The organism is Streptomyces sp. NPDC103540 (genome assembly GCF_055584445.1).
Window position 1 is genome coordinate 207073 of the sequence record NZ_JBVJMA010000004.1, and the last position, 24516, is coordinate 231588.

Here is a 24516-nt window from a genome sequence, read left to right on the forward strand (position 1 = left end):
TGCGGCCGGGCCGGTCCCCTGGGAGGGGGGACGGCGCGGCCGCACGGCGGTGCGGGCGGTGCCGGGCGGTGCCGGGCGGTGCCGGGCGGCGGCCGTGCTCAGGGCCCGGACGGCGCCGCGGTCGTGGCGGTCGCCGGGGCCGCGCCCGCAGTCGCCGGGGCCGCCGCCTTGGCCGGCAATCGCACCGGTTCGTGGGCCAGGGGGCCGTCGGGCAGGTTCCCGGAGTCCTCGCCCGGTGGCAGGCCCCGCCGGATCCAGGACAGCGCGGGTGAGGTGACGGCGGTGGTGACGAGCGCCATCAGCACCAGCATCGTGAACAGTTCGGGTCCGATGACACCGAGCTCCAGGCCGAGGTTCAGCACCACGAGCTCGGTCAGGCCCCGGCAGTTCATCAGCGCCCCGATCTGCATCGAGTCCCGCCAGGACTGGCCACTGGCCCGGGCCGCGCCGGTGCTGCCGCCCCACTTGCCCAGGAAGGCGACGGCCATGATCGCGGCGGCCCACACCCACATCATCGGGTCGCCGGCCAGCAGTCCGACGTCGGTCTTCAGCCCGGTGTTGACGAAGAACAGCGGGAGCAGGATCGGGATCGTGAAGGCCCGCAGCCGCGCCGCGCACAGCTCGATGACGCGGGAGCCGCGCGGGGTGATCACACCGAAGACGAAGGCGCCGAACAGGGCGTGCACGCCGATCTGGTCGGTGGTGAAGGCGGACAGGCACAGGCCGCTGAAGAGGACCACCAGGACGACGGAGTCGACGGTGCGGGCGGCCCGTACGGCCCACTTCGCCAGCAGCGGCCGGACCGCGTAGATCATGAAGGCGAGGAACAGCGCGGCGAGGGCCGCGGTGGTGAACGCCTCGACGGGGGAGCTGCTGGTGCTGACGGCGACCACGGCGGCCAGCAGGCACCAGGCGGTCACGTCGTCCACGGCCGCGCAGGCCATGGCCAGCGCGCCGATGCGCGTGTTGTACATGCCCCGGTCGGTGAGGATCCGGGCGAGCACCGGGAAGGCCGTGATGCTCATGGACACCGCGATGAACAGGACGAACGCGAGCTTGGAGACCCCGTCGGGGGCCATCGTGTCGTACATCAGCAGCGCCAGGCCCGTGCCGAGGAGCAGCGGGAGCGCGATGCTCGCCTGACTGACGGAGATGGCCGTACGACTGTGCCCGCGCAGGGCCGAGAGGTTGAGCTCCAGGCCCACCAGGAACATGAACGCCAGCAGACCGATGTTTCCGAACGCCCCGGTGAACGGCAGGACCGTCCCGGGGAACAGCCATGTCTGGGCGTCGGGCCACAGCCAGCCCAGCAGCGAGGGGCCGAGCAGGATGCCGACGGCGATCTCGCCGATGACCGGCGGCTGACCCATGCGGCGGAAGAGCATCGCGCCGGCCTTGCAGGCGATGATGACCGCGGGGATCGCGATCAGCAGGTCGGGAAGCGGGTCACGGGCTGACACGGGCGGCCTCCTTCGCGGTGCCGGCGACGGCCGGGGCGACGGGCCGGTCGGCCGCGACGGAGGCGGCGGGGGAGGGCGCGGAGGCGGGTGCCGCCTGGACCGGGGCGGCGGATATCGCCGACAGGGGTGGGGCCGCGGCGGGCGGTCCGGGGACGCCCGTGGCGTCGGTCCAGCGGGCGTATCTGCGCTTGCCGTAGAGCAGGGGGTCGACGTCGTCGTGCTGCGAGACGCGGGTGACGCGCACGAACACCGCCGTGTGGGTTCCGAACTCGACCGCGTGGGTCACCTCCCCGTCCGCGATGGCGTGCGCGGCCTCCGTCAGGTGCGGGCCGCCGGCCCCCAGCGGGAGGCGCCACTCGGTGCGCTGGAAGCGGTCCGCGGCGCCCGAGGCGAACAGGTCGGCGACGGGGCGGGCGTTCTCGTGGAGCAGGTTGACCGCGACGTGACCGGTCTCCAGGACGGTCTGCGCGGTGGGGCTCTCGGTGCGCAGGCACAGCACGATGGTCGGCGGGGAGAGCGCGACGCTGGCGAGGGAGCTGCAGGTCATACCGCGGGGTTCGGAGTCCGCACCGATCGTCGTGATCACCGATACGCCGGACGGGAAGGCCGCCATCAGGGGCCTGATGTCGGTTTCGACCGCACCGGCGGACGGGCTGCCGGGACGGACGGACGGGGACGGCTGGGGCGTGTGGGACATGACTGGTTACTCCTGAAGCTGGGGTGCGGCGCGGGCCCGGAAGCCGGAGGGAGGGGCCGGCTCCGGGCCTGCGCACCGGAAGCGATCGGGGAGGGAGCTCGGGGACTACTGCTTGCCGTGCAGCTTGCGCAGGTAGTCGTAGGTGCTCGGGAGGGTGTCGAGCAGGTGCTGCTGCTCCTGCTTCACCTTGCCGAACATGGCCTCGGCGCCGGCGACGGAGTCGGGCTTGTGCGCGAGGATCGGCAGCGGGGCGTCCGGCTCCAGACCGAGGCCGGCGAAGACGCAGTAGTAGCTGCCGTTCGTCCAGAAGTTGCGGAATTCCGCCTCGAAGTTCCCGTAGTACGTGGACTCGTCCGCGATCGGGGAGTTGATCGCCAGACCGGCCTTGTACGCGGAGATCTTCTCCTGGATGTTCTGCGGGAGCGTCAGCTCCTTGTTCGCCCGCCAGAACGGGGTGTCGTTGCGCGGGGCGTAGTAGAAGTGCGCCTGGATGAAGTCGCGGGTGTCGTCGAACATCACCTCGATCTCACGGTTGAAGCTGTTGGCCAGCTCGGGGTTGAAGTTCCGGTCCGGGAAGTGCTTGGCGAGCTGGTAGATGGCCGCGGTGATGAAGTAGATGCCGGTCGATTCCAGCGGCTCCAGGAAGGCGGAGGAAAGCCCGATGCTCACCACGTTGTTGACCCAGGCGCGGCGGTTGCGGCCGACGCGGAACTTCACGTGGTTGAACTTCGTCGTCTCCGGGTCCAGACCCCACAGGGCGCTGAATTCCTTGGTGGCCTCCTCCTTCGTCGTGAACTTGCTGGAGTACACGTAGCCGGAGCCGAAACGGCCCAGCATCGGGATCTTCCAGGTCCATCCGGAGGACATCGCGATCGCGGAGGTGTAGGGCTCGATGCCGTTCGCCTCGTCGTCGTGCGGGACCGCGGTGGCCACGGCGCTGTCGCACAGGAGGTGGTCGCTCATGTCGATGAACGGCTCCTCCATGGCCTGGTTGATCAGCAGGCCGCGGAAGCCGGAGCAGTCCACGAAGAGGTCGGCGTCCAGCACCCGGCCGGCCTTGGTGTGCAGGGCCGTGACGAAGCCGCGCTCGTCCTTCTCCGCGTGCGTCATCTCGTCCTGGACGTGGTGGACGCCCTGCTTCTCGGTGGCGAAGCGGCGCAGGAAGTCGGCGACCAGGGCGGCGTCGAAGTGCCAGGCGTAGCGGGTGGAGGGGGTGCCGTCGATCCACTTCGGGGACAGCTTCGCGTCCATGACCGGGGGCTCGCGGAAGCACGCGTAGTCGAACGGCTCGTCCGTCTGGCCCTCCAGCTTCGACTTCGCCCAGTAGTGGGACATCGGGACGTTGTCGCTGTCGGGCAGGATCCCGAACGGGTGGTAGAAGTGGTCCGGTCCGCCGTTCTCCAGCGTGCGGGCGTTCGGCTCGCCCTGGCCGCCGGTGCGCCAGTTGACGAAGCGGACCGCCATCTTGAAGCTGGCGTTGCACTCCCGCATCCACTCCTCCTCGGCGATGCCGAGGTAGTCGAAGAGGACCTTGTGGAGGTTCGGGACGGTGGCCTCGCCGACACCGATCCGCGGAATGGCCGGCGCCTCCAGGACGGTGATGTCCACGGTGCCCTGGAGCGCCTTGCCGAGATAGGCGGCGGTCATCCAGCCGGCGGTACCGCCGCCGAGGATGACGACTTTCTGAATGCGCGAGTCGGTGCCGGTCATGTGAGGGACTCTCTCTTCCGTCTGCATGGGGAGTTCCGTGGTGCGATGTGCAACAGATTCCGGCCGGCCGCTATGTGCCGGCTATAACCGGTCGTATGGCGGCGATATAGCGGATTGGCCGAATCTCGTCACGCTGTATCCGCACCCCGCAACTCCCAGCAGAGGATGGCTGCATCAGATGCCGTACGACGAAGGGACGAAGGGAATCCTCTCTACCGTGGGAGGAACTCCGCTCATTGAACTGGAGCGTTTGCTGCCGGGCCTCGGCTCGCGGGTGTTCGCCAAGGTGGAGCGGTTCAATCCCGGAGGAAGTATCAAGGACCGCTCGGCACTTTCCATGGTGCTGGCGCGCATCAGGACCGGGGAACTCGTTCCCGGCAGGTCGACCGTCATCGAATCGAGTTCCGGCAACCTCGCCATCGGACTCGCCCAGATCTGCGGCTATTTCGGACTGCGTTTCATCTGCGTGGTGGACGCCCGGACCACCCGCCAGAACGTGGCGATCCTGCGGGCCTACGGGGCCGAGGTCGAGATCGTCGTCGACCCCGACCCGACCACCGGCGAGCTGCTGCCGGCCCGCCTGCGCCGCGTCGCCGACCTCGTCGCCGAGACCCCGGACGCCTACTGGCCCGACCAGTACTCCAACCCCCTCAACCCGATCGCCCACCAGACCACGATGCGCGAGATCGCCGAGGCCCTCGACGGCCGCGTCGACCAGCTCGTCGTGTCCGCCGGCACCAGCGGAACCCTCGGCGGCTGCGCCGAGTACATCCGCCGGCACGGCATGACCACCACCATCAACGCGGTGGACGCCCTCGGCAGCGTGCTCTTCGGCCCGCAGGAACGCCGCACCCGGCTCATCCCGGGCCACGGCGCGTCCGTCGTGCCGCGGCTGCTGCGTCCCTCGGACGCCGACCGGGTCATCCACGTCAGCGACCTCGACTGCGTCGTCGGCTGCCGGCGGCTCGTCCGCCACGAGGCCGTCCTCGCCGGCGGCTCCTCCGGAGCCGTCGTCTCGGCGCTGGAACGGATCGCGCCGGACATCATCCCCGGCTCGAACGTGGTGCTCGTCCTGCCCGACGGCGGCGACCGCTACCTGGAGACGATCTACGACGACGCCTGGGTGTACCGGCAGTTCGGAGAGGTCTCGCACCTCTGGAAGGACGACCGGTCCGCCGGCCTCACCCCGAGCCTGGTCGATATAGGCCACCGATAGCGGCCGCTCCCACCATCGATCCATCGGTCACAACGCACGTCCCCCACCCACCCACCCCACCGGGCGTCCACCCGGCACGGCACCGACAGGTCCGTCCCGGACCGCCCTTCATCGGAGGTACTTCGGATGACCACCCAGATCCCCGCCCTCGACGCCGAGCGCAAGGAGCAGATCAAGGAAATCGTCTGCGACATCCTCGAACTCGACCTCGACGAGGTCACCGAGACGAGCCTCTTCAAGGAGGAGCACGACGCGGACTCCCTGCGCACCATCGAGATCCTCGCCTCCCTGGAGCGCGTCTTCGGCATCACGCTGGAGCAGGCCGAGCTCAGCCGCATGGTCAACCTGGTCGGCGTGTACGCCGTGATCGCGGAGGCCGAGGGCAAGTGACGTACCGGACGGCCGCGACGGGGCAGCGCGCCGCTGCCCGGCACCGGGTGGTGATCACGGGTCTCGGTGTCGTGACGAGCATCGGCACGGGCGTGGACGCCTTCGCCGAGGGCCTGCGGGCCGGACGCAGCGGGGCCAAGCCCATCAGCGCGTTCGACACCACCGGCTTCGCCCATTCCAACGCCTGCGAGATCACCGACTTCGAGCCGGAGGCCTGGCTGCGGGAGCTGCCGGCCGACGAGCTCGGCCGGGCCGCCCAGTTCGCGGTCGCCGGGGCCCGTATGGCCGTGGCCGACGGCGGACTCACCGAGGCCGACGTCCGGGCCCGGCGCTCCCTGGTCTCCATCGGCACCACCGACGGCGAGTCCCGCGACCTGGACCACCTCACCGGGCTCCAGGTCGCCCAGGGCGAGGACACCCTCGACCCCGTCGTGGCCCGCCGCGTCTGGCCGGGCCGGCTCTCCGCCGGCATCGTCCGCGAACTCGGCCTGGAGGACGTGGAGACGGTCACCGTCCCCACCGCCTGCGCCGCCGGGAACTACGCGGTCGGCTACGGCTACGACGCCATCAGCTCCGGAGACGTCGAGATGGCGCTCTGCGGCGGGGCCGACGCCCTGTGCCGCAAGACCTTCACCGGCTTCTACCGGCTCGGCACCATCGCCCCCGACGTGTGCAGGCCCTTCGACGCCGACCGACAGGGCATCCTCACGGGCGAGGGCGCCGGCATCCTCCTCATGGAGTCGCTGGAGTCCGCGCTGGCCCGCGGCGCCCGGATCTACGCCGAGGTCCTCGGCTACGGCCTGTCCTGCGACGCCAGCCACCCGGTCGCCCCCGACCGGGACTCGATCGCCCGCTGCATCACCGCGGCCCACGCCAACGCCGGCATCACGCCGGCCGACGTGGACTTCATCTCCGCGCACGGCACCGGCACCAAGGCCAACGACGTCACCGAGGTCGGAGCCATCCGCCAGGTGTTCGGCGAGGACCTGCCGCGCACCGTCTCCATCAAGTCGATGATCGGCCACACCATGGGCGCCGCCAGCGCCCTGGCCTCGGCGGCCTGCGCCCTCGCCCTGCGCGAGGGGTTCATCCCGCCCACCATCAACCACCGCACCACGGACCCGGAGTGCGGCGTGGACTGCGTACCGAACGAGGCGGTCGAGGCCGACCTCAAGGTCGTGCAGAACAACGGACTCGCCTTCGGCGGCAACAACGCCGTCCTGGTCCTCGGCCACTGGGAAGAAGAAAGGAGCGCGGTCGCATGAGCACGGACACGGCAACGGACACGGCAACGGACACGGACGCGGAGCCCCGCGGGCGCCGGCTCGTCATCTCGGGCTGGGCCGTGACCTCCCCGTACGGGCTCGGCCGGCGGTCCTTCGCCGAGGGACTCCTCGCGGGGACCGGGGCGACCGCCCCCGTGGACGCCGACACCTGGCCCGTCTCCTACGAGGACGCGGGCCTGATCCCGGACTTCGACATCAAGGCGGTCCTCGGCCGCAAGGGCACCCGCTCCATGGACCGGGCCACCGGCATCGCCGTCGTCACCGTCGGCGAACTCCTGGAGGACTTCGGGCAGGGCCTGGCCGCCGACCCGGAGAAGACCGGCCTCGTGCTCGGCACCTCCGGCAGCGTCCAGTCCATCATGGACTTCACCAAGGACGCGCTGACGGGGGACAAGCCCTACCTCGTCGACCCGGCCCGCTTCCCCAACACGGTGATGAACTGCCCGACGGGCCAGAGTGCCATCCGGCACACCCTCAAGGGCCCCAACGTCACCGTCTCCGGCGGATCCGCCACCGGCCTGCTGGCCCTGAACTACGCCTCCCGGCTGCTGCGCGGCGGTCACGCCAACGCGCTCCTGGCCGGCGCGGCCGAGGAGTTCTCCGTCCAGCGGGCCCGGCTGGAACGGGTCGCCGACCACGGCGGCGCCGAGGCCGACCCGCTCGGCGAGGGCGCTGCGCTGTTCCTGCTGGAGAGCGGGGAGGCCGCCCGCGAGGGGGGCCGCCGGGTGCTCGCCACCGTGCTCGGCTCCCGCTTCCGGGCCTTCCCGGAGACCGGACGGGCCGGGGCCGCGCTGTCGCGCTGCGTCGCCGAGGTGCTCGCCGACGCCGGCGTGGACGCCGCGGACGTGGCCCTCGTCGCCCCCGGCACCCCGCCCGGGCTGCTCGGCAAGCAGGAGGAGGCCGCGCTGGACGGCGTGGCGGGCGAACGGATCACCGTACGCCCCCTGGTCGGCGACGCCACCGCCGCGTCGGCCGCGTTCCAGCTGGCCGCCGTCCTGGCACACGCCGGTGCCCGGCCCGCCCTGGTGGACCGGCTCGCGCTCGTCACCGCCCTGGACCGGGACGGCACCGTCGGAGCCACCCTGCTGCGGCTCGGCTGACCCGACGGGGGGCGCCCGCCCGCGCCCCCCGGCCCGGCCCCCGCGCCCCCCGGCCGGCCATCCCCCCTCGCACCCCTCCCACCCCATCCCCGATTCCACGCGTCCCCCGCGTCCCGAAAGAGAGGCATCTATCCATGTCCGAGACACCGAGGCCGGTAGCCCTCGTCACCGGCGGCTCACGCGGCATCGGCCGGGCCGTGGTGGAGACCCTGGCGCGGGACGGCCACGACGTGGCCTTCTGCTACCAGTCCAACGAGGAGGCCGCCCGGCTCGCCGCGAAGTCCGCGCGGGCCCTGGGGGCACGGGTGCTCTTCCGCCGGGTGGACGTCACCGACCGCGAGCAGGTCCGCGCCTTCACCGCGGAGGCCGAGACGGAGCTGGGACCGGCGGACGTGCTCGTCACGGCCGCCGGCATCGTCCGCGACAGCCACCTCGCGATGATGAAGGACGAGGACTGGGACGCGGTCGTCCGCACCAACCTCGACGGCACCTTCAACTTCGCGAAGGCGCTCGCCTTCCCGATGATGAAGCGCCGCCGCGGCACCATCATCACCCTGTCCTCGGTCGCCGCCGCCGGCAACCCCACGCAGAGCAACTACGCGGCCACCAAGGCCGGGATCATCGGCTTCACCAAGGCCCTGGCCAAGGAATCCGGTCGCAGCGGACTGCGCGCCAACGCCGTGGCCCCCGGTTTCATCGCCACCGACATGGTCGGCGGCCTGTCCGAGAAGCACGCCAAGGAGATGACGGCGCGGATCCCGCTCGGCCGCTTCGGCGAGGCCCACGAGGTCGCCGAACTGGTGTCCTTCCTCGCCTCCGACCGTGCCGCGTACATCACCGGACAGGTCTTCCACATCGACGGCGGACTGGTCGTCTGACCCGGCCCGACCAGTTCGACCCGACCCCACGACAGAGGAGTCCGACATGGCCGGCCGTGCCGCCAAGCCGCCCCGCTTCTACTTCAACCTGCGCAGCCCCTACAACTTCTTCGCCCTGCACGACCTGGAGCGCGACCACCCCGAGCTGCTCGACCGCCTCGAATGGCGCCCCTTCTGGGAGCCGGACGAGACCGCCTCCGCACTGCTGGAGCAGGCGCGCGGGCAGTTCCCGTACACGCCCATGACCCGTGCCAAGCAGTTCTACATCCTGCGCGACGTACGCCGCCTTGCCGCGGCCCGCGGTCTCGCCCTGACCTGGCCGGCCGACCGCGCGCCGTGGTGGGAGCCGGCCCACCTGACCTGGTTCCTCGCCGTCGACGCCGGCCTCGGCCGGGAGTGGGTGGCCCGCGCCGGGCGCGCCCGCTGGCTGGAGGGCCGCGACATCTGCGACCCGCTGACCGTCGTCGAACTCGCCGTGGAGATCGGCCTCGACGCCGACGCGGTCAAGGGCGCCGTCGACGACCCGGAGCTGCGCGAGCGCGCCACGGCGGCGCTGCTGGACGTGCACCGCGACGGCGTCTTCGGCGTCCCCTTCTTCGTCAACGGCAGCGAGCCCTACTGGGGCCTCGACCGGGTCGCCGAGTTCGCCGCCTCCTTCGACGACGCGGAGCCCGCGAAGCCCGCACCGGCCGCCGAGCCGGTCGAGCCCGCCGAGGCCGAACTCGCCGCCGTCGGCGCCGGCCGCACCACGGACATGAGCCACGCGGGAGGCTGCGGATGACCGCCGTGACCGCCGTGACCGCCGTGACCGCCGTGACCGCCGCGACCGAGCCCCCGGCCGCCGTGCGCGCCCTGCCCCTGACCGCGATCCAGCGGTCCATGTGGACGGCCTACCGGGTCTCGCCCGAGGCCTCCGCCTACAACATCGTCATGCCCCTGCGGCTGCGCGGCCGGGTCGACCCCGTCGCCATGGACGCCGCCGTCACCGCCGTCGGCGCCCGCCAGGAACTGCTGCGCTCGGTCTTCACCGAGAGCGCCTCGGGCGTCCAGCGCACCGTCGGCGACGAGCCCCTGGTCCGCCTGGAGGTGCGCGACCTCGACGGCGTCGACGAGGAGGGTCTGCACCGGGCCGCCGAGGAGGCCGGGGCCCGCCCCTTCCGCCTGGAGTCCGGCGCCTTCCGCGTGGTGCTGCTGCGCCGCACGGACGAGGACTGGGTCCTGGTCACCTCCGCCCACCACATCGTCAGCGACTTCACCTCCCGCTGGCTGCTGGTGCGCGACGTCCTCGACGCCTACGAGGGCTTCGCGACCGGTCGCGAGCCGCGCTGGCGGCCCATCCCCGGCTCCTACGACGACCACACCACCGAGGAGCTGCGCTACACCGCCTCCGACGCCGGCCTGCGCGCCGCCGAACTGTGGAAGGAATCCGTCGGCCAGGCCCCCGCCGCCGAACTCCCCCTGGACCGCCCGCGCCCCGCGCTGCGCTCCTACCGGGGCGGGACCGTCGTCCGGGAACTGGCCGAGGACACCACCGCCGGCCTCGCCGGGGCGGCGGCCGTGGCCGGGGTCACCCCGTTCGCGTACCTCCTCGCGGTCTTCCAGGCCCTCACCCACCGCTGGACCGGCCAGGACGCCTTCGTGCTCGGCGTGCCCGCCACCAGCCGCATGGGCCGGGCGCAGCGCGACGTCATCGGCTGCTTCCTCAACACCATGCCGGTCCGGGCCGACTTCACCGCCGGCTCCACCTTCCGCAGCGCCGCCGAGCAGGCCGGGCAGCGGGTCATGGGCGGCATGGTCAACGTCCGCTACCCGTGCGCGCTGGCCTTCCCCCGGGCCACGGTGTTCCGTACCGCCCTGTTCCTGGTCCAGATGGACCGCATGGAGCCGCCGGTGCCGAACGTTGCGCCGGGCGCCACCGAGGGCCCGTCGATCCCGTACGCCGGGCTGGACATCGCCCTGATCGACGTACCGCAGCAGGAGGGCCAGCTCGACCTGCTGCTGCGCATCGAGCAGACCCCGCAGGGCGTCACGGCCGTGTTCTCCTACGACACGGACGTGCTCGACCGCGAGACGGTCGACCGCTTCGCCGACGGCTACGAGCGGATGCTCGCGGCGGCCGTCGCCGAGCCCGACACGGCCGTCGCCGACGTGGAACTGGCCGGCGAGGGGGAGCTGGCCGCGCTGCTGGCGCTGGGCTCCGGCGGCGGAGCCGACTTCGGCTCCTTCGACGCGGCCGACGACTTCGAGTCCTTCGAGAGCGCCTGGGAGTACCGGTGAGCGTCAAAGTGGCCGTGATCGGCGCCGGACTGGGCGGTCTGACCGCGGCGGCGGCCCTGTACGCCCGTGGTCTGGACGTCGAGGTGTACGAGCGGGGCGAGGCCCTGCGCGAACAGGGCGTCGGCATGCACCTGGGACCGAACGGCACCCGGCTGCTGGAACGCCTGGGGCTCGGACCGCGCCTCGCCGAGCTGGCGGTGCGCCCCGAGGCCCTGGAGGTCCGGGCCTTCCACAACGGCGCGAAGGTCGCGGAGCAGGAGATGGGGGAGGCCTGGGAGAGCCGCTTCCGCGCCCCCTACCTCACCGTCCACCGCGGTGACCTGCACCGCATGCTCGCCTCCCTGGTCCCGGACGATCGCGTCCACACCGGGCGGGAGCTGGTCCGTTTCGCGGAGGACGCCGACGGGGTGCTGCTGGAGTTCGCCGACGGCACCAGCGCCCGGGCCGACGTCCTGATCGGCGCGGACGGCGTGCACTCGGCGGTGCGCCGCGCGGTCGCCGGCGAGGACGCCCCCGTCTACTCCGGCAACAGCGCGCTGCGCGGGCTCGTCGACGCCGCGGACGTGCCCGACCTGGACCCGACCCGGATGTACATGTTCGCGGGCCCCGCCGCCCGGGTGCTGTGCTACCCGGTCGACGGCGGGCGGCGGTTCACGTACGTGGCCGTCACCCCCTCCCCGGAGGGCGACGCCGAGTCGTGGACCTCCGCGGGCGACCGCGCCGACCTGGACGCCGTCCTCGCCGGCTGGGCCCCCGAGGTGCGGGCCCTGGTGGACGCGGCGGGCGAGGTGCGCCGCTGGGCCCTGTACGACCGGGCACCGCTGGAGCGCTGGAGCACGGCCCGCACGACCCTGCTCGGCGACGCCGCCCACCCGATGCTGCCGCACCACGGCCAGGGGGCGAACCAGGCCGTGGAGGACGCGGTCGCGCTCGCGGTGTGCCTGGCACGGGCGACGGAGGACGCCGAGGGGATCACCGCCGCGCTGGAGCGCTACGAGGCGCTGCGCCGGCCGCACACCACCCGGGTGCAGCTCGGCTCCCGCGAGGGCGCCCGCCCGGCCCCGCCGCGGGGCGACGCCCGCCCCGGCGGGGTGGCCGCCGCGGCCGCGGACGTCACCTGGATCCTCGACCACGACGTCGAGGCGGCCCTGGAGGCGGCCCTGGAGGCGGACCCGGAGGAGGACGCCCCCGCGGCCGACCCCGCCCCCGTCGCCGCGCCCGACGCCGCACGGGAGGGCGCGCTCGCCGCCTGACCCGCCCGCCCACGGGCCCCCGACGCCAACCGGCGTCGGGGGCCCGTTCGCGTGCCGGCACGTATATGCGCTCGATAGGGCATCGATAGCGCCCTCTTCAAGGATGGGCGACACCTGACCACGCGAAGGGAACAGCGATGAGCGAACAGCAGACCGACCAGGCGCCGGAGACGGCGTACCGCGTCGTCCTCAACGACGAGGAGCAGTACTCGATCTGGTGGGCGGACCGCGAGCTGCCCGCCGGCTGGAACGCCGAGGGCTTCGAGGGCACCCGCGAGGAGTGCCTCGCCAGGATCACCGAACTGTGGACCGACCTGCGCCCCGCGAGCCTGCGCCGTCGGATGGCCGCCGGTACCGCCGCCTGACCATCCGGACGTTCGGGCGATCCCGGGCCCCAGGGCACCGGGACGCGGCCGACGCCACCACGATCCCGATGAAGGAGAGAACGTGAACGACCGTACGCAGTCGGGATCCGCCCCCGGCCGTCTGCTGCTGCCCGCCCTGTTCAGGGCCCAGGCCGCCCGCAGCCCCGAGGCGCCGGCCGTGCTCGCCGCCGACGGCGCCGGCCTGACCTACGCCGCCCTGGAGCGGCTCGCCGTCCGTCACGCCGCGGCGCTGCGCGCGGCCGGGGTGGCCCCGGGCGACTTCGTCGGGGTGTGCCTGCCGCGCGGTCCCGAGCTGGTGGCCGCGCTGCTCGGCGTCTGGTTCGCGGGCGGGGCCTACGTACCGCTCGACCCGACCTATCCGCGGGCCCGGCTCGCCCTGGTCCTGGAGGACTCCGGCGCGCGGGTCGTGCTCACCGGCCCCGGCGCCGCCGACCGCCTGCCCGGCTCGGTGACCCCGCTGGACGTCACCACCCCGGACGGCACCGCCGCGGTCACCGCCGAGGACTCCGCCGCCTTCCCCGTGGCGCCCGACCCGGCCCGACCCGCGTACATCCTGCACACCTCCGGCTCCACCGGCCGCCCCAAGGGCGTCGTCGTGCCCCACGCCGGCATCGCCAACCGGGTCCGTTGGCTGGCCCACCGTCACAAGCTGGGCCCCACCGACCGCTTCCTCCTCAAGACCACCATCGGCTTCGACGCCGCCGGCCTGGAACTGTTCTCCCCGCTGATCAGCGGGGGAGCGGTGGCCATCGCCCCGCAGGACGCCGAACGCGACCCCGCCGCCCTGCTGCGCGCCGTCGCCGACCACGGCGTCACCGTCCTCCAGGGCGTCCCCTCCGTCTACCGGCGCCTCGTCGAGCAGTCCGGCCGGGAGAGCGCCGAGGCCCTCCGGCTGATCTTCAGCGCCGGCGAGCCGCTGCACGCCGAACTCTGCCGCGCCCTGGCCGAACTCGCGCCGCGCGCCGAGATCTGGAACACGTACGGGCCCACCGAGGCCTCCGTCGACATCACCGAGCACCGCTGGGACCCGGCGCAGGAGACCGGCGCCGTCCCCATCGGCCGCCCCATCGCCCACATGCGGACCCTCGTCCTCGACCCGGCCGGCCGGCCCGTGCCCGTCGGCGTCCCCGGCGAACTGCACGCCGGCGGCGTCGGTCTGGCCCTCGGCTACCAGGGCCGTCCCGACCAGACCGCCGAGCGCTTCGTGCCCGACCCCTACGGTCCGCCCGGCGAGCGGCTCTACCGCACCGGCGACCGGGTCCGCTGGCTGGCCGATGGCACCCTCGAATACCTCGGCCGCCTCGACCACCAGGTCAAGGTCAACGGCGTCCGCATCGAGACCGGCGAGGTCGAGGCCGCGCTCGCCGCCCACCCGTGGGTGCGCGCGGCCGTCGCCGCCGCCGTTCCCGACGGCTCCGGCGGACACCGTCTCGTCGCCTGGGTCCAGTCCCGCGGCGAACACCTGCGCCCCGAGGAGCTGCGCACCTTCCTGCGCCGGTCCCTGCCCGACCCGCTGATCCCGTCCGTGTACGTGCCCGTCGCCGAGTTCCCGCTCACCGCGAACGGCAAGATCGACCGTTCGGCGCTGCCCGACCCGGTCGCCGCGGCCGCCGCCGCCGAGAGCGCGCACGTCCCCGTGCGCACCGCCGCCGAGCGGGTCGTCGCCGAGCAGTGGGCCGCCCTCCTCGACATCCCCGCCGCGCGGATCGGCGCCGGCAACGACTTCTTCCAGCTCGGCGGGGCCTCCCTGCTCCTGAGCCGGCTCGCCCAGGCCCTGTCCGAGGCCTCCGGCGTCCGGGTGCCGCTGCGGGCGCTGTTCACGGCCACCACCGTCGAGGCCCAGGCCGCGCTGCTCGCCGAGGACCCCGCCACGACCGACGAGCCCGGCACGCAGGGCACGGACGGCCCGGGGGAGAGCGCCGCCGAGGCCGCCGTCCGACCGGTGCCGCGCACCGCCGAGGGCCTGCCGCTGTCGCCCGGCCAGCAGGGCCTGTGGCTGATGGACCGGATGCGGCCCGGCAGCGCCGAGTGGAACGCGCCGGTCTTCATCACCCTGCCCCCCGGCTACGCCGACGAGACCGTCGCCGCGGCCCTGACCGCCCTCGCCGAGCGCCACGAGATCCTGCGCACCCGCTACGCCCTGCGCGGCACCGAGCCCGTCCAGATCGCCGACGCCGACGCCCGCGTCGAACTGCGCACCACCCGCGCACGGACCGCCGCCGCGCGCAACGCCCTCATCGAGGACGAGTTCGGCCGCCCCTTCGACCTGGAGAACGGTCCCGTCTGGCGGGCCCTGAGCGTGCGCGGCGACGACAGCCTGCACCTGGTGCTGTCCATCCACCACATCGCCTGCGACGGCTGGTCCTCGGTGGTCCTGGAACGCGACCTGCTCGCCCTCGCCGAGGCCGCGCACCGCGGCACGCGCGCCGAACTGCCCGCGCTGCCCGTCCAGTACGCCGATCACGCCGTCCACCAGCGGCGCCGGCTGGCGGGTTCCGCCGCGGCCGAGGAGAGCGCCCACTGGAAGGAGGCCCTCGACGGGATCCTGCCGGTCGACCTGCCCGCCGACCGGCCCCGCCCGGCCGTCCGCGACGGGGTCGGCGCCGCCCACGTCTTCACCGTCCCCGCCCCCCTCGCCGAACGGGCGGCCGCCCTCGGCCGCGGCCACGGAGCCACCCTCCAGCAGACCCTGCTGACCGTGTTCTCCACCCTCGTGGCCCGCCTCACCGGCCAGTGGGACGTGCCCGTCGGCGTACCCGTCGCCGGCCGCGAGCGGCCCGAGGTCGCCGACGTCGTCGGCTTCTTCCTCAACACGCTCGTCATGCGCTGCGACGCCCCGGCCGACGCCCCCTTCACCGAGGCCCTGGTCCGCGTCCGGGACACCGCGCGCGGCGCCTTCGCCCACCAGGACCTGCCCTTCGACCGGCTCGTCGCCGAACTGGACGAGGCCCGCGACCCGGCCCGCACCCCGCTCTACCAGGTCATGTTCGACCTGCACGAGGAGGGCCGCACCGGCACCGCCACCGCCGAGGGCGACATCGAGGCCTTCCGGGGCGCCTGGCGCAGCGCCCGCACCGACCTCACGTTCGTCCTCCAGCGGCAGGGCGACGGCTCGCTGCTCGGCCTCGTCGAGTACGCCACCTCCCTCTTCGACCCCGCCACCGTCGAACGGTTCGCGGACGGCTGGGTCCGGCTGCTGGAGTCCTTCGTCGACGAGCCGGGCACCCGCCTCGACCGGGCGTCGATGCTGCCCGACGCCCTGCGCCGAGAACTCCTCGCGCTCGGCCCCGGCGCCCCCGAGCCCGGCGCGTCCCGCGCGTCCGACGACACCGTGCACACCGCCGTCGAGGCCGTCGCCCGTACCTCCCCGGACGAGATCGCCGTCGTCTGCGGAGCGGAGCGGTGGACCTACGGCCGCCTGGAGCGCCGCGCCGAGGCCTTCGCCCGGCGGATGCGGGAGCTGGGCGCGGGCCCGGAGACCACCGTCGCCGTCATGCTCGGCCGCACCCCCGACCTGATCGCCGCCTACCTCGGCGCCTGGAAGACCGGCGCCGCCTACGTGCCGCTCGACCCGGCGGCCCCCGACGAGCGGCTCGGGTACGTCCTCGACGACTCCCGCGCCGGGCTGCTCGTCTCCGACCTGGCCGGCGCCGCCCGGCTGCGCGGCCGGCACGACGGCCCCTGGCTCGCCGCGGACACCGACGAGCGACTGGCCGCCTTCGACGCCGGGCACGACGTCCCGGACGCCGGGCACGACGCGGGCAACCGGGTCACTGACGCCTCCGCCGGCGGTGCGGCGCTCGTCGCCGCACCCGGTGCCACCGCGCTCGCCGCGTGCAGCGACCCGGCCCTGACCGCCGACGGCCTCGCCGCCCGGTCCGCGGCCGACACCGACCCGGCCGGGGACCGTCCCGGCGAGCGGGCCGACTCCGCCCGCCTCGCCTACATCATGTACACCTCCGGCTCCACCGGCCGCCCCAAGGGCGTCGCCGTCGAACACCGCACCCTGCTCGCCATGCTGCGCGCCTCGCAGGCCCACCTCGACTTCGGTCAGGGCCCCGACGACGCCTGGCTGGCCCTCGCCCAGCCCACCTTCGACATCTCCTGCACCGAACTGTTCATGCCGCTCGTCGCGGGCGGCCGGGTCGTCCTGGCCCGGGAGCGGGACCTCGCCGACCACGCCGCGCAACTGCGGCTCATCGAGGAGCACGGCGTCAGCCACCTCCAGGTCGCCCCGCCGCACTGGCAGATGCTCATCGACGCGGGCCTGGGCCGGCGCCCCCTCGTCGGCCAGACCGGGGGAGAGCCCTGCCCGCCCGCCCTGGCCCGCGAGCTGTCCCGCCGCCTGCTGCGCTTCGTCAACGAGTACGGACTCACCGAGACCACCATCGCCGCCACCCGCTGGGACGCCGACGACGACGCCACGTCCGTCCCCGTCGGCCGCGCCTACCCGCACGTGAGCGCCCGCGTCCTCGACGCCTACCTGGAGCCCGTCCCGTACGGGGTCACCGGCGAGCTGTGCATCGGCGGCGAGGGACTGGCCCGCGGCTACCAGGGCCGCCCCGACCTGACGGCCGCCACCTTCGTGCCCGACCCGTACGGGGCGCCCGGCTCCCGCCTCTACCGCTCCGGCGACCGCGCCCGGATGCTGCCCGACGGCACCCTGGAGTTCGCCGGCCGCGCCGACGGCCAGGCCAAGATCCGCGGCCGCCGGGTGGAGACCGGAGAGGTGCAGGGCGTCCTCGCCGAACACCCCGGCGTCGCGCAGTGCGCCGTCGTCGTCCACGGCAGCGGCTCCACCGCCGCGCTCATCGGCTACTGGGTCCCGCGCGACGACAACCCGCCCGGCGACGCCGCCCTGCTCGACCACTGCGCCCGCCGCCTGCCGGACTACATGGTCCCCGCGCTGCTGGTGCCGGTCCCCGAGATCCCGCTCACCCGCCACAACAAGGTGGACACCAAGGCGCTGCCCGCCCCCGACCTGACCGCGGCCCTCGCCGACGAGCCCTACATCGCCCCCGAGGGGCCGGTCGAGGAGATCGTCGCCGAGATCTGGGCCGAGGTCCTCGCCGGGGAGGACGGCGGCACCCGCCGGATCGGCGCCCGCCAGGGCTTCTTCCGGATCGGCGGCAACTCCGTCCTCGCCGCCCGGGTCATCGCCCGCCTCCAGGAGGAGTTCGACGTCGAGCTGCCGCTGCGCGCCGTCTTCGAGCACCCCACCGTCGCCGGCCTCGCCGCCGCCGTCGAAGAGGCCGTACGCATCGAGATCGAAACCCTCGACCACGCCGAACTCGCCATCGCCCACAGGGAGTACCAGCCGTGACCGCACCCACCGCACCCACGCAGGAAGAGCTGCGGGCGGAACTGCTGCGCAGACGGCTCGCCGGCCGCGCGGGCCGCGGCGCGGGCCGCGCCCCCGCCCGTACCGGCATCCCGCGCGTCGACCGCACGACCCCGCCGGCGCTCTCCGCCGGCCAGCGCCAGCTGTGGTTCCTGCACCAGCTCGACCCGGACAGCCCCGAGTACCTGCTGCCGCTCGCGTACCGGCTGCGCGGGGACCTCGACGAGCGCGCCCTGCGCCGCTCCTTCGACGCCCTCGCCGCCCGCCACGAGATCCTGCGCACCCGCTACGTCCTCGACGGCGACGAGCCCCGCCAGCTCATCGACCCGGCCGGTCCCGTCGACTACGCGGTCGCCGAGGTCACCGGGGTCGCCGAGGCCGACCGCGACGCCGCCGCCACCTCCTTCGCCCAGGCCCGCGCCGGCGAGGTGTTCGACCTGGCGACCCAGGCACCGCTGCGGGTGCGCCTGCTGCGCCTGGCCGCCGACGACCACGTCCTGGTCGTCGTCATGCACCACATCGCCTGCGACGCCCTGACCCGGCCGCTGCTCCTCGCCGACCTGGCCGCCTGCTACCGGGCCGCCGGCGCCGTCAGCGGCCCGCTGGAAGGCGTCCTGCCCGAGCCGCCCGTCCAGTACGCCGACTACGCGGCCTGGCTCAACGCCCGCCAGAGCGGCCCCGCCGCCGAGGCCGCCCTGGACTGGTGGCGCGGCCGGCTCGCCGGAGTCGAACCGCTCGGCCTGCCCACCGACCGCCCGCGCCCCTCGGTGCGCGGCTGGGGCGGCGCCGTCGCCGAGTTCGACGTGCCCGCCGCCGACGCCGCGCGGCTGCGCTCCCTCGCCGAACGCGAGGGCGCCACCCTCTTCATGGTCCTGCTCAGCGCCTACCAGGCACTGCTGGGCCGCTACACCGGCAAGCAGGACGTCGCCGTCGGCACCGCCGTCTCCGGACGCACCCGCCCCGAGCTGCGCCAGATGGCCGGCTACGCCTACAACAGCCTCGTCCTGCGCGGCCGTTGGCAGGGCGACCCGGGCTTCCGGGAACTGCTCGCCGGCAACCGCGCCGGCGTCCTGGACGCCTTCGACCACCAGGACACCCCCTTCGACCGGATCGCCGACGAGCTCGAACCCCAGCGCGACCTGTCGACCACCCCGCTCTTCCAGGTGATGTTCGACCTGGCCTCCGGCCAGGGCTCCGACAGCCCCGACCTGCCCGGCCTCACCGTCGGCCCGGTCGCCGCCCAGGGCCGCATCGCCCGCTTCGACCTCACCATGCACCTCGCGGAGCGCCCCGACGGCTCCCTGCACGGAGCCCTGGAGTACGCCACCGACCTGTTCGAGGCCGCCACCGCCGAGCGGATCACCGGCCACTACGCGGCCCTGCTCACGGCCGTCGCCGACGCCCCGGACGCCCCGCTGTCCACCCTGGACTTCCTCGGCGGCGCCGAACGCGCCCTGCTGCTCGACGGCCCCGCCGAACCGGTCGGCGCCCCCGTGGACGCCACCGCCCTGCGGCCCGTCTTCGAGACCATCGCCGAACGGATCGCCGAGACCCCGGACGCCGTCGCCGTCCGGCACGCCGACGGCGACCTCACCTACGCCGCGCTCGACGCCCGCGCCGACCGCTTCGCACGCCGCCTGCTCCAGCTCGGCGTCCGCCCCGACGAGACCGTCGGCGTCCTCCTCGACCGCGGCCCCGACCTCGTCGCCGCCCTCCTCGGCATCTGGCGCGCCGCCGCCGCCTACGTGCCGATCGACCCGGGCTACCCCGACGAGCGCATCGCGTTCATGCTCGGCGACACCGGCACCCGCCTCGTCGTCACCCAGGCCCGGCACGCCGACCGCTTCGAGGACGCCGAACTCGTCGTCGTCGACGACCCGGCCGAGCGGACCGCCCTGGCCACCGCCGAGGCCGAACTCCCCACCGCCTCCGACCTCGACCGGCTCGCCTACGTCATCTACACCTCCGGCTCCACCGGCCGCCCCAAGGGCGTCCTCATCGGCCACCGGGGCCTGGCCAACTACCTCACCTGGACCGTCGGCGCGTACGCCTCGGCCGGCACCGGCGGCGCCCCGCTGTTCTCCTCCGTCGCCTTCGACCTCGGCGTGCCCGACCTGTACGCCCCGCTGATGACGGGGCAGGCCGTCCACCTCCTGCCGCAGGACTTCGACACCGCCGACCTCGGCACCCTGCTCGCCGCGGGGGGACCGTACGCCTTCATCAAGCTCACCCCCGGCCACCTCGACCTGCTCTCCCAGCAGCTCACCGACGAGCAGGCCCGCGACCTGGCCGGACTGGTCATCGCCGCCGGCGACTCCTTCACCCACCGCCTCGCCGAGCGCTGGGCGGCCGCGGCCGGCCCCGACGGGACCCGCCTGGCCGCCGAGTACGGCCCCACCGAGATCACCGTCGGCAACTCGGCCCACTTCCTCGCCGCCGACGGCACCTGCGACGGCCCCGTCACCACCGAGCTCGTCTCCATCGGCCGGGCCATCCCGAACACCACCATGTACGTCCTCGACGAGCGGCTGCGCCCGCTGCCCCTCGGGGTCCCCGGCGAGGTGTGGATCGGCGGCACCGGCCTGGCCCGCGGCTACGCCGGCCGCCCCGACCTGACCGCCGAACGCTTCCTGCCCGACCCCTACGGCGCCCCCGGCGCCCGGATCTACCGCACCGGCGACCTCGCCCGGGTGCTGCCCGACGGCACCCTGGACTTCGTCGCCCGCATCGACCACCAGGTCAAACTGCGCGGCTACCGCATCGAACTCGGCGAGATCGAGTCCGCCCTCACCGCGCTGCCCGCCGTCGAGGAGGCCGTCGCCCTCGTCCGCGAGGACACCCCGGGAGACAAGCAGCTCGTCGCCTACGTCGTCCCCGCGCCCGATGCCGCCGAGGAAGCGCTCGCCCCCGCCGCCCTGCGCGACGCGCTCGGCGAGGCCCTGCCCGCCTACATGATCCCCTCCGCCTACCTCGCCCTCGACGCCCTCCCGCTCACCGCCAACGGCAAGCTCGACCGCCGCGCCCTGCCCGCCCCCGGCCGCGAGGCCACCACCGTCGGCGAACACGTCGGGGCCCGCGACGACGCCGAGGCCTCCATCGCCGGCGTGTGGGCGAAGGTCCTCGGCCTGGAGACGGTCGGCGTCCACGACAACTACTTCGACCTCGGCGGGGACTCCATCCGCGCCGTCACCCTCGTCGGCGCGCTGCGCGAGGCCGGCTGGGAGACCACCGTCCGCGACGTCTTCGAACACCGCACCGTCGCCCGGCTCCGCGAGGCCCTCGGCGACCAGGTCGGCGACGGCGCCGCCGAGCGGACCGACGGACCCGTCGCCCCCTTCGCCCTCATCGGCGAGGAGGACCGCGCCGGCCTGCCCGCCGACGTCACCGACGCCTACCCGGTCTCCCGGATCCAGGCGGGCATGCTCGTCGAGATGCACGGCCGCAGCGGCGAGAACCGCTACCACAACATCACCTCCTTCCGGATCCGCGACGAACTCCCCTTCGACCCCGCCGCCTTCCAGCGGGCCGCCGACCTGATCGTGGAGCGCCACGAGGTCATGCGGACCTCGTTCGCCCTCTCCGGCCACAGCGAGCCCCTCCAACTGGTCCACGCCGTCGACACCGTGTCGATGCCCTGCCTCTTCGAGGACCTGCGACACCTCCCGCGCGAGGACCGCGAGGGAGCCCTGTGGTCCTTCGCCGACCGCGACCGCGAGGACCTCTTCGACCTGGCCGTCGCCCCCCTCATGCGGATGGCCGTCCACCTCGTCGACGACGAGAGCTGGTGGCTGTCCATCACCGAATGCCACCCCGTCATCGAGGGCTGGAGCTACCACTCCCAGCTCATGGAGCTGCTCCGCGCCTACCGGGCGATCCGCACCGGCGGCGAACCCGACCCGGCCCCGCCGGTCCCGGCCGTCCGCTACGCCGACTTCATCGCCGGCGAGCTGCGCTCCCTGGAGTCCTCCGAGGACCGCGACTACTGGCGCGAACTGGTCGACGGGCACGAGAAGTTCACCATCCCGACCGGCTGGGCCGGCGACGGCTCCGCCGCCGACGAGCGCTACCGCATGGACATCGGGCTCGGCGAGATCGAGCCCGGCCTGCGCGCCCTCGCCTCGGCCGCGCAGGTCCCGTACAAGAGCGTCCTGCACGCGGCGCACAGCAAGGTCCTGTCGCTGCTCACCCGCTCCGGGGCCTTCCGCGGCGGCATGGTCGCCGACGCCCGCCCCGAGGAGGCCGGCGCCGAACGCGTCTCCGGCATGTACCTCAACTCGGTGCCCTTCCCCTACCGCAAGGGCGCCGCGACCTGGGGCGAACTGGCCCAGGAGGTCTTCGCCCGCGAGGTCGAACTGTGGCCGCACCGCCGCTACCCGATGCCCGCCATGCGCGCGAGCGGCGGCGAGAGCCACCTCATCGACGTGCTCTTCCACTACCTGGACTTCCACCAGGTCGACGTGGAGCTCATCGACATCATGGCCAGCCGCGACGACAGCCCCAACGAGTTCCCGCTCGTCGTCGGCACCCCGGTGCGCGGGCACCTCTCCCTCGCCTCCCGCACCCGGACCCTCGCCAAGCCCCACGCCGAACGCCTCGCCGCCCTCTACAAGGCCGTGCTCACCGACATGGCCCGCACCGGGGCCGACGGCGACGCCACCACCGGATTCCCCACCGCCCAGGAGCACTACCGCCTCACCGCCCCCGCCCTGCCCCACCCCGACACCCCCGTCGACACGCTCGCCGGCTTCGAGGCACAGGCCGCCCGCACCCCCTGGGCCACCGCCCTGACCGGCGAGGGCACCGGAGCCTCCGGCACCTCGTACGCCGCGCTGGACGCGCGGGCCAACCGGATCGCCCGCCGGCTGCGCGCCCTCGGCGCCGGCCCCGAGACCCGGATCGCCGTCCTCCTCGACCGCGGACCCGAACTCGTCGCCGCCCTGCTCGGCGTGTGGAAGGCCGGCGCCGCCCAGGTGCCCGTCGACCCCTGCACCCCGACCGCCCGCCTCGCCGCCCTGGGCTTCGAGCTGGCGCTCACGCAGGACGCGTACGCCGACCGCTTCGCCGGACACACCCCGCCCGGGCGCGTCCTCGCCGTCGAGACGATCGGCGACGAGGGCGACGGGAGCCCCCTGGGACTGGCTCTGGACCCCGACCGGCTCGCGTACGTCCTGCACACCTCCGGCTCCACCGGCACCCCCAAGGGCGTCGAGATCACCCACCGCTCCCTGGCCCACTACCTCGACTGGGCGGTGCGCGCCTACGCCGAGGCCGGCTCCGGCGGCGCCCCCTGGTTCACCTCCGTCGGCTTCGACCTGGGCATGCCCGCCCTGTACGCGCCGCTGCTGACGGGACAGCCCGTCCGGCTGCTCCCGCAGGACTGGCAGCCGCAGGACCTCGGACCGCTGCTGATGGCCGGCGCCCCGTACGCCTTCGTCGGCCTCACCCCCGGCCACCTGCGACTCCTGGAGGCCCAGCTCGACGACGGCGAACTCGGCGGCCTCGCCGGCATCGCCGTCTGCGCCGGCGACTCCTACCCCACCGCGCAGGCCGAACGGGTCACCGCCCGCATCGCCGCCGGCGGCGGCCGGATGCTCCTCGGCGCCGAGTACGGACCCACCGAGGCCACCGTCGCCGCCACCTTCGGGCACGTACGGCCCAACTCCCGACGCACCCTCGTGCCGCTCGGCTCGAACCTGCCCGGCGTCCTCCTGCGCATCCTCGACGACCGGCTGCGCCCGGTACCGGACGGGATCACCGGCGAGCTGTGGCTCGGCGGCGAGGGCCTGGCCCGCGGCTACGCCGGGGCGCCCGCCCTGACCGCCGCCGCGTTCCTGCCCGACCCGTACGGCCTGCCCGGCACCCGCCTCTACCGCACCGGAGACCTCGCCCGGATGCTGCCCGGCGGCGTCCTGGAGTTCACCGGCCGCGCCGACGAACAGGTCAAGGTCCGCGGCCACCGGGTCGAACCCGGCGAGGCCGAGGCGGCGCTCACCGCCGACCCGGCCGTCCGCGAGGCGCTCGTCACGCCCGTGGACGCGGCCGACGGCGGCAAGCGGCTCGCCGCCTGGGTGGTGCCCGCCGACGGATGCTCCGTCGAGGTCCCGGCCCTGCGCGAACGACTGCGCGCCGTCCTGCCCGCAGCGGCCATCCCCGCCGCCGTCACCGTCGTCGCCCACCTGCCGCTCACCGCGAACGGCAAGCGCGACAAGGCCGCCCTCGCCTCCCGCGAGGCGACCGCGACCCCCCTGCCGTACACCGCCCCGCGCACCGACCTGGAGAAGGTGCTCGCCGAGGTCTGGGCCGAGGTCCTCGGCCTCGAACAGGTCGGCGTCCACGACGACTTCCGCGACCTCGGCGGCGACTCGCTGCTGGTGGCCCCGCTGCTCGTCACCGCCCGCCGGCACGGCCTGACCCTCGACCTCGCCACCGCCCTGCGCAACCACACCGTGGCCCGGACCGCCGCGGCGATCGAAGCCACCGCGCCCCGAGCCGGCGCAGACCACCCCGAGAAGGGCTGACCCG

The 24516-nt window shown here is 74.3% G+C and carries 14 protein-coding genes; 11 read left to right on the forward strand and 3 right to left on the reverse strand.

Annotated elements, in window-relative coordinates; translation table 11 throughout:
- Positions 1 to 98 precede the first annotated feature (98 nt).
- From ACZ6ZI_RS11830 to ACZ6ZI_RS11840, 3 genes are all read right to left on the reverse strand, one after another.
- Positions 99 to 1460 carry a cation:proton antiporter gene (locus tag ACZ6ZI_RS11830; RefSeq protein WP_469518944.1) on the reverse strand — a complete coding sequence of 454 codons (1362 nt, stop codon included), beginning with the start codon at positions 1458 to 1460 and terminating at the stop codon, positions 99 to 101.
- Positions 1447 to 2157 (reverse strand): flavin reductase family protein, encoded by a 711-nt coding sequence (locus tag ACZ6ZI_RS11835; RefSeq protein WP_469518946.1) that lies wholly within the window; start codon positions 2155 to 2157, stop codon positions 1447 to 1449. Before ACZ6ZI_RS11835 ends, ACZ6ZI_RS11830 begins: the two co-directional genes overlap by 14 nt.
- A gap of 105 nt (positions 2158 to 2262) precedes the next feature.
- Positions 2263 to 3867 carry a tryptophan halogenase family protein gene (locus ACZ6ZI_RS11840; protein ID WP_469518948.1) on the reverse strand — a complete coding sequence of 535 codons (1605 nt, stop codon included), beginning with the start codon at positions 3865 to 3867 and terminating at the stop codon, positions 2263 to 2265.
- Between the two features lie 178 nt (positions 3868 to 4045).
- Between ACZ6ZI_RS11840 and sbnA the strand changes: the two genes are divergently transcribed.
- The 11 genes from sbnA to ACZ6ZI_RS11895 all read left to right on the forward strand — a co-directional run bounded on the left by sbnA (position 4046) and on the right by ACZ6ZI_RS11895 (position 24512).
- A complete protein-coding gene (gene sbnA / locus ACZ6ZI_RS11845) occupies positions 4046 to 5083 on the forward strand; it encodes a 2,3-diaminopropionate biosynthesis protein SbnA (protein ID WP_363052710.1) in 1038 nt (345 codons plus the stop codon).
- A 126-nt stretch (positions 5084 to 5209) separates the two neighbouring features.
- Entirely contained in the window at positions 5210 to 5473 is a 264-nt protein-coding gene (locus ACZ6ZI_RS11850; RefSeq protein ID WP_249768267.1) for an acyl carrier protein, read from the forward strand.
- Complete coding sequence (locus ACZ6ZI_RS11855; RefSeq protein WP_469518951.1) at positions 5470 to 6738, forward strand: beta-ketoacyl-[acyl-carrier-protein] synthase family protein; 1269 nt, start codon at positions 5470 to 5472, stop codon at positions 6736 to 6738. Before ACZ6ZI_RS11850 ends, ACZ6ZI_RS11855 begins: the two co-directional genes overlap by 4 nt.
- A complete protein-coding gene (locus tag ACZ6ZI_RS11860) occupies positions 6735 to 7859 on the forward strand; it encodes a beta-ketoacyl synthase N-terminal-like domain-containing protein (RefSeq protein WP_469518953.1) in 1125 nt (374 codons plus the stop codon). Before ACZ6ZI_RS11855 ends, ACZ6ZI_RS11860 begins: the two co-directional genes overlap by 4 nt.
- A 134-nt stretch (positions 7860 to 7993) precedes the next feature.
- Positions 7994 to 8737 (forward strand): 3-oxoacyl-[acyl-carrier-protein] reductase, encoded by a 744-nt coding sequence (gene fabG / locus ACZ6ZI_RS11865; RefSeq protein WP_469518955.1) that lies wholly within the window; start codon positions 7994 to 7996, stop codon positions 8735 to 8737.
- A 46-nt stretch (positions 8738 to 8783) separates the two neighbouring features.
- Positions 8784 to 9518 carry a DsbA family protein gene (locus ACZ6ZI_RS11870; RefSeq protein WP_469518957.1) on the forward strand — a complete coding sequence of 245 codons (735 nt, stop codon included), beginning with the start codon at positions 8784 to 8786 and terminating at the stop codon, positions 9516 to 9518.
- On the forward strand, positions 9515 to 11014 hold the full coding sequence (locus ACZ6ZI_RS11875; RefSeq protein ID WP_469518959.1) for a condensation domain-containing protein: 1500 nt from the start codon (positions 9515 to 9517) through the stop codon (positions 11012 to 11014). Before ACZ6ZI_RS11870 ends, ACZ6ZI_RS11875 begins: the two co-directional genes overlap by 4 nt.
- Entirely contained in the window at positions 11011 to 12267 is a 1257-nt protein-coding gene (locus ACZ6ZI_RS11880; RefSeq protein ID WP_469518961.1) for an FAD-dependent monooxygenase, read from the forward strand. The genes ACZ6ZI_RS11875 and ACZ6ZI_RS11880 overlap by 4 nt, the downstream gene beginning before the upstream one ends.
- Before the next feature lie 137 nt (positions 12268 to 12404).
- The gene (locus ACZ6ZI_RS11885) at positions 12405 to 12632 is read left to right on the forward strand and encodes an MbtH family protein (RefSeq protein ID WP_363052724.1); all 228 of its coding nucleotides are present in this window, start codon (positions 12405 to 12407) and stop codon (positions 12630 to 12632) included.
- An 82-nt stretch (positions 12633 to 12714) separates the two neighbouring features.
- Positions 12715 to 17976: an amino acid adenylation domain-containing protein gene (locus tag ACZ6ZI_RS11890; RefSeq protein WP_469518963.1), complete on the forward strand. Its 5262-nt coding sequence runs from the start codon at positions 12715 to 12717 to the stop codon at positions 17974 to 17976.
- Positions 17973 to 24512, forward strand: a complete 6540-nt coding sequence (locus ACZ6ZI_RS11895) for an amino acid adenylation domain-containing protein (RefSeq protein ID WP_469518966.1) — start codon at positions 17973 to 17975, stop codon at positions 24510 to 24512. The genes ACZ6ZI_RS11890 and ACZ6ZI_RS11895 overlap by 4 nt, the downstream gene beginning before the upstream one ends.
- The last annotated feature ends 4 nt before the right edge of the window (positions 24513 to 24516 follow it).

What these genes read in the sequence shown, in the direction of transcription:
- ACZ6ZI_RS11835 (WP_469518946.1), bottom strand. Translation starts at nt 2,157, where the DNA reads ATGTCCCACACGCCCCAGCCGTCCCCGTCCGTCCGTCCCGGCAGCCCG.
- ACZ6ZI_RS11840 (WP_469518948.1), bottom strand. Translation starts at nt 3,867, where the DNA reads ATGACCGGCACCGACTCGCGCATTCAGAAAGTCGTCATCCTCGGCGGC.
- sbnA (WP_363052710.1), top strand. Translation starts at nt 4,046, where the DNA reads ATGCCGTACGACGAAGGGACGAAGGGAATCCTCTCTACCGTGGGAGGA.
- ACZ6ZI_RS11850 (WP_249768267.1), top strand. Translation starts at nt 5,210, where the DNA reads ATGACCACCCAGATCCCCGCCCTCGACGCCGAGCGCAAGGAGCAGATC.
- ACZ6ZI_RS11860 (WP_469518953.1), top strand. Translation starts at nt 6,735, where the DNA reads ATGAGCACGGACACGGCAACGGACACGGCAACGGACACGGACGCGGAG.
- fabG (WP_469518955.1), top strand. Translation starts at nt 7,994, where the DNA reads ATGTCCGAGACACCGAGGCCGGTAGCCCTCGTCACCGGCGGCTCACGC.
- ACZ6ZI_RS11870 (WP_469518957.1), top strand. Translation starts at nt 8,784, where the DNA reads ATGGCCGGCCGTGCCGCCAAGCCGCCCCGCTTCTACTTCAACCTGCGC.
- ACZ6ZI_RS11875 (WP_469518959.1), top strand. Translation starts at nt 9,515, where the DNA reads ATGACCGCCGTGACCGCCGTGACCGCCGTGACCGCCGTGACCGCCGCG.
- ACZ6ZI_RS11885 (WP_363052724.1), top strand. Translation starts at nt 12,405, where the DNA reads ATGAGCGAACAGCAGACCGACCAGGCGCCGGAGACGGCGTACCGCGTC.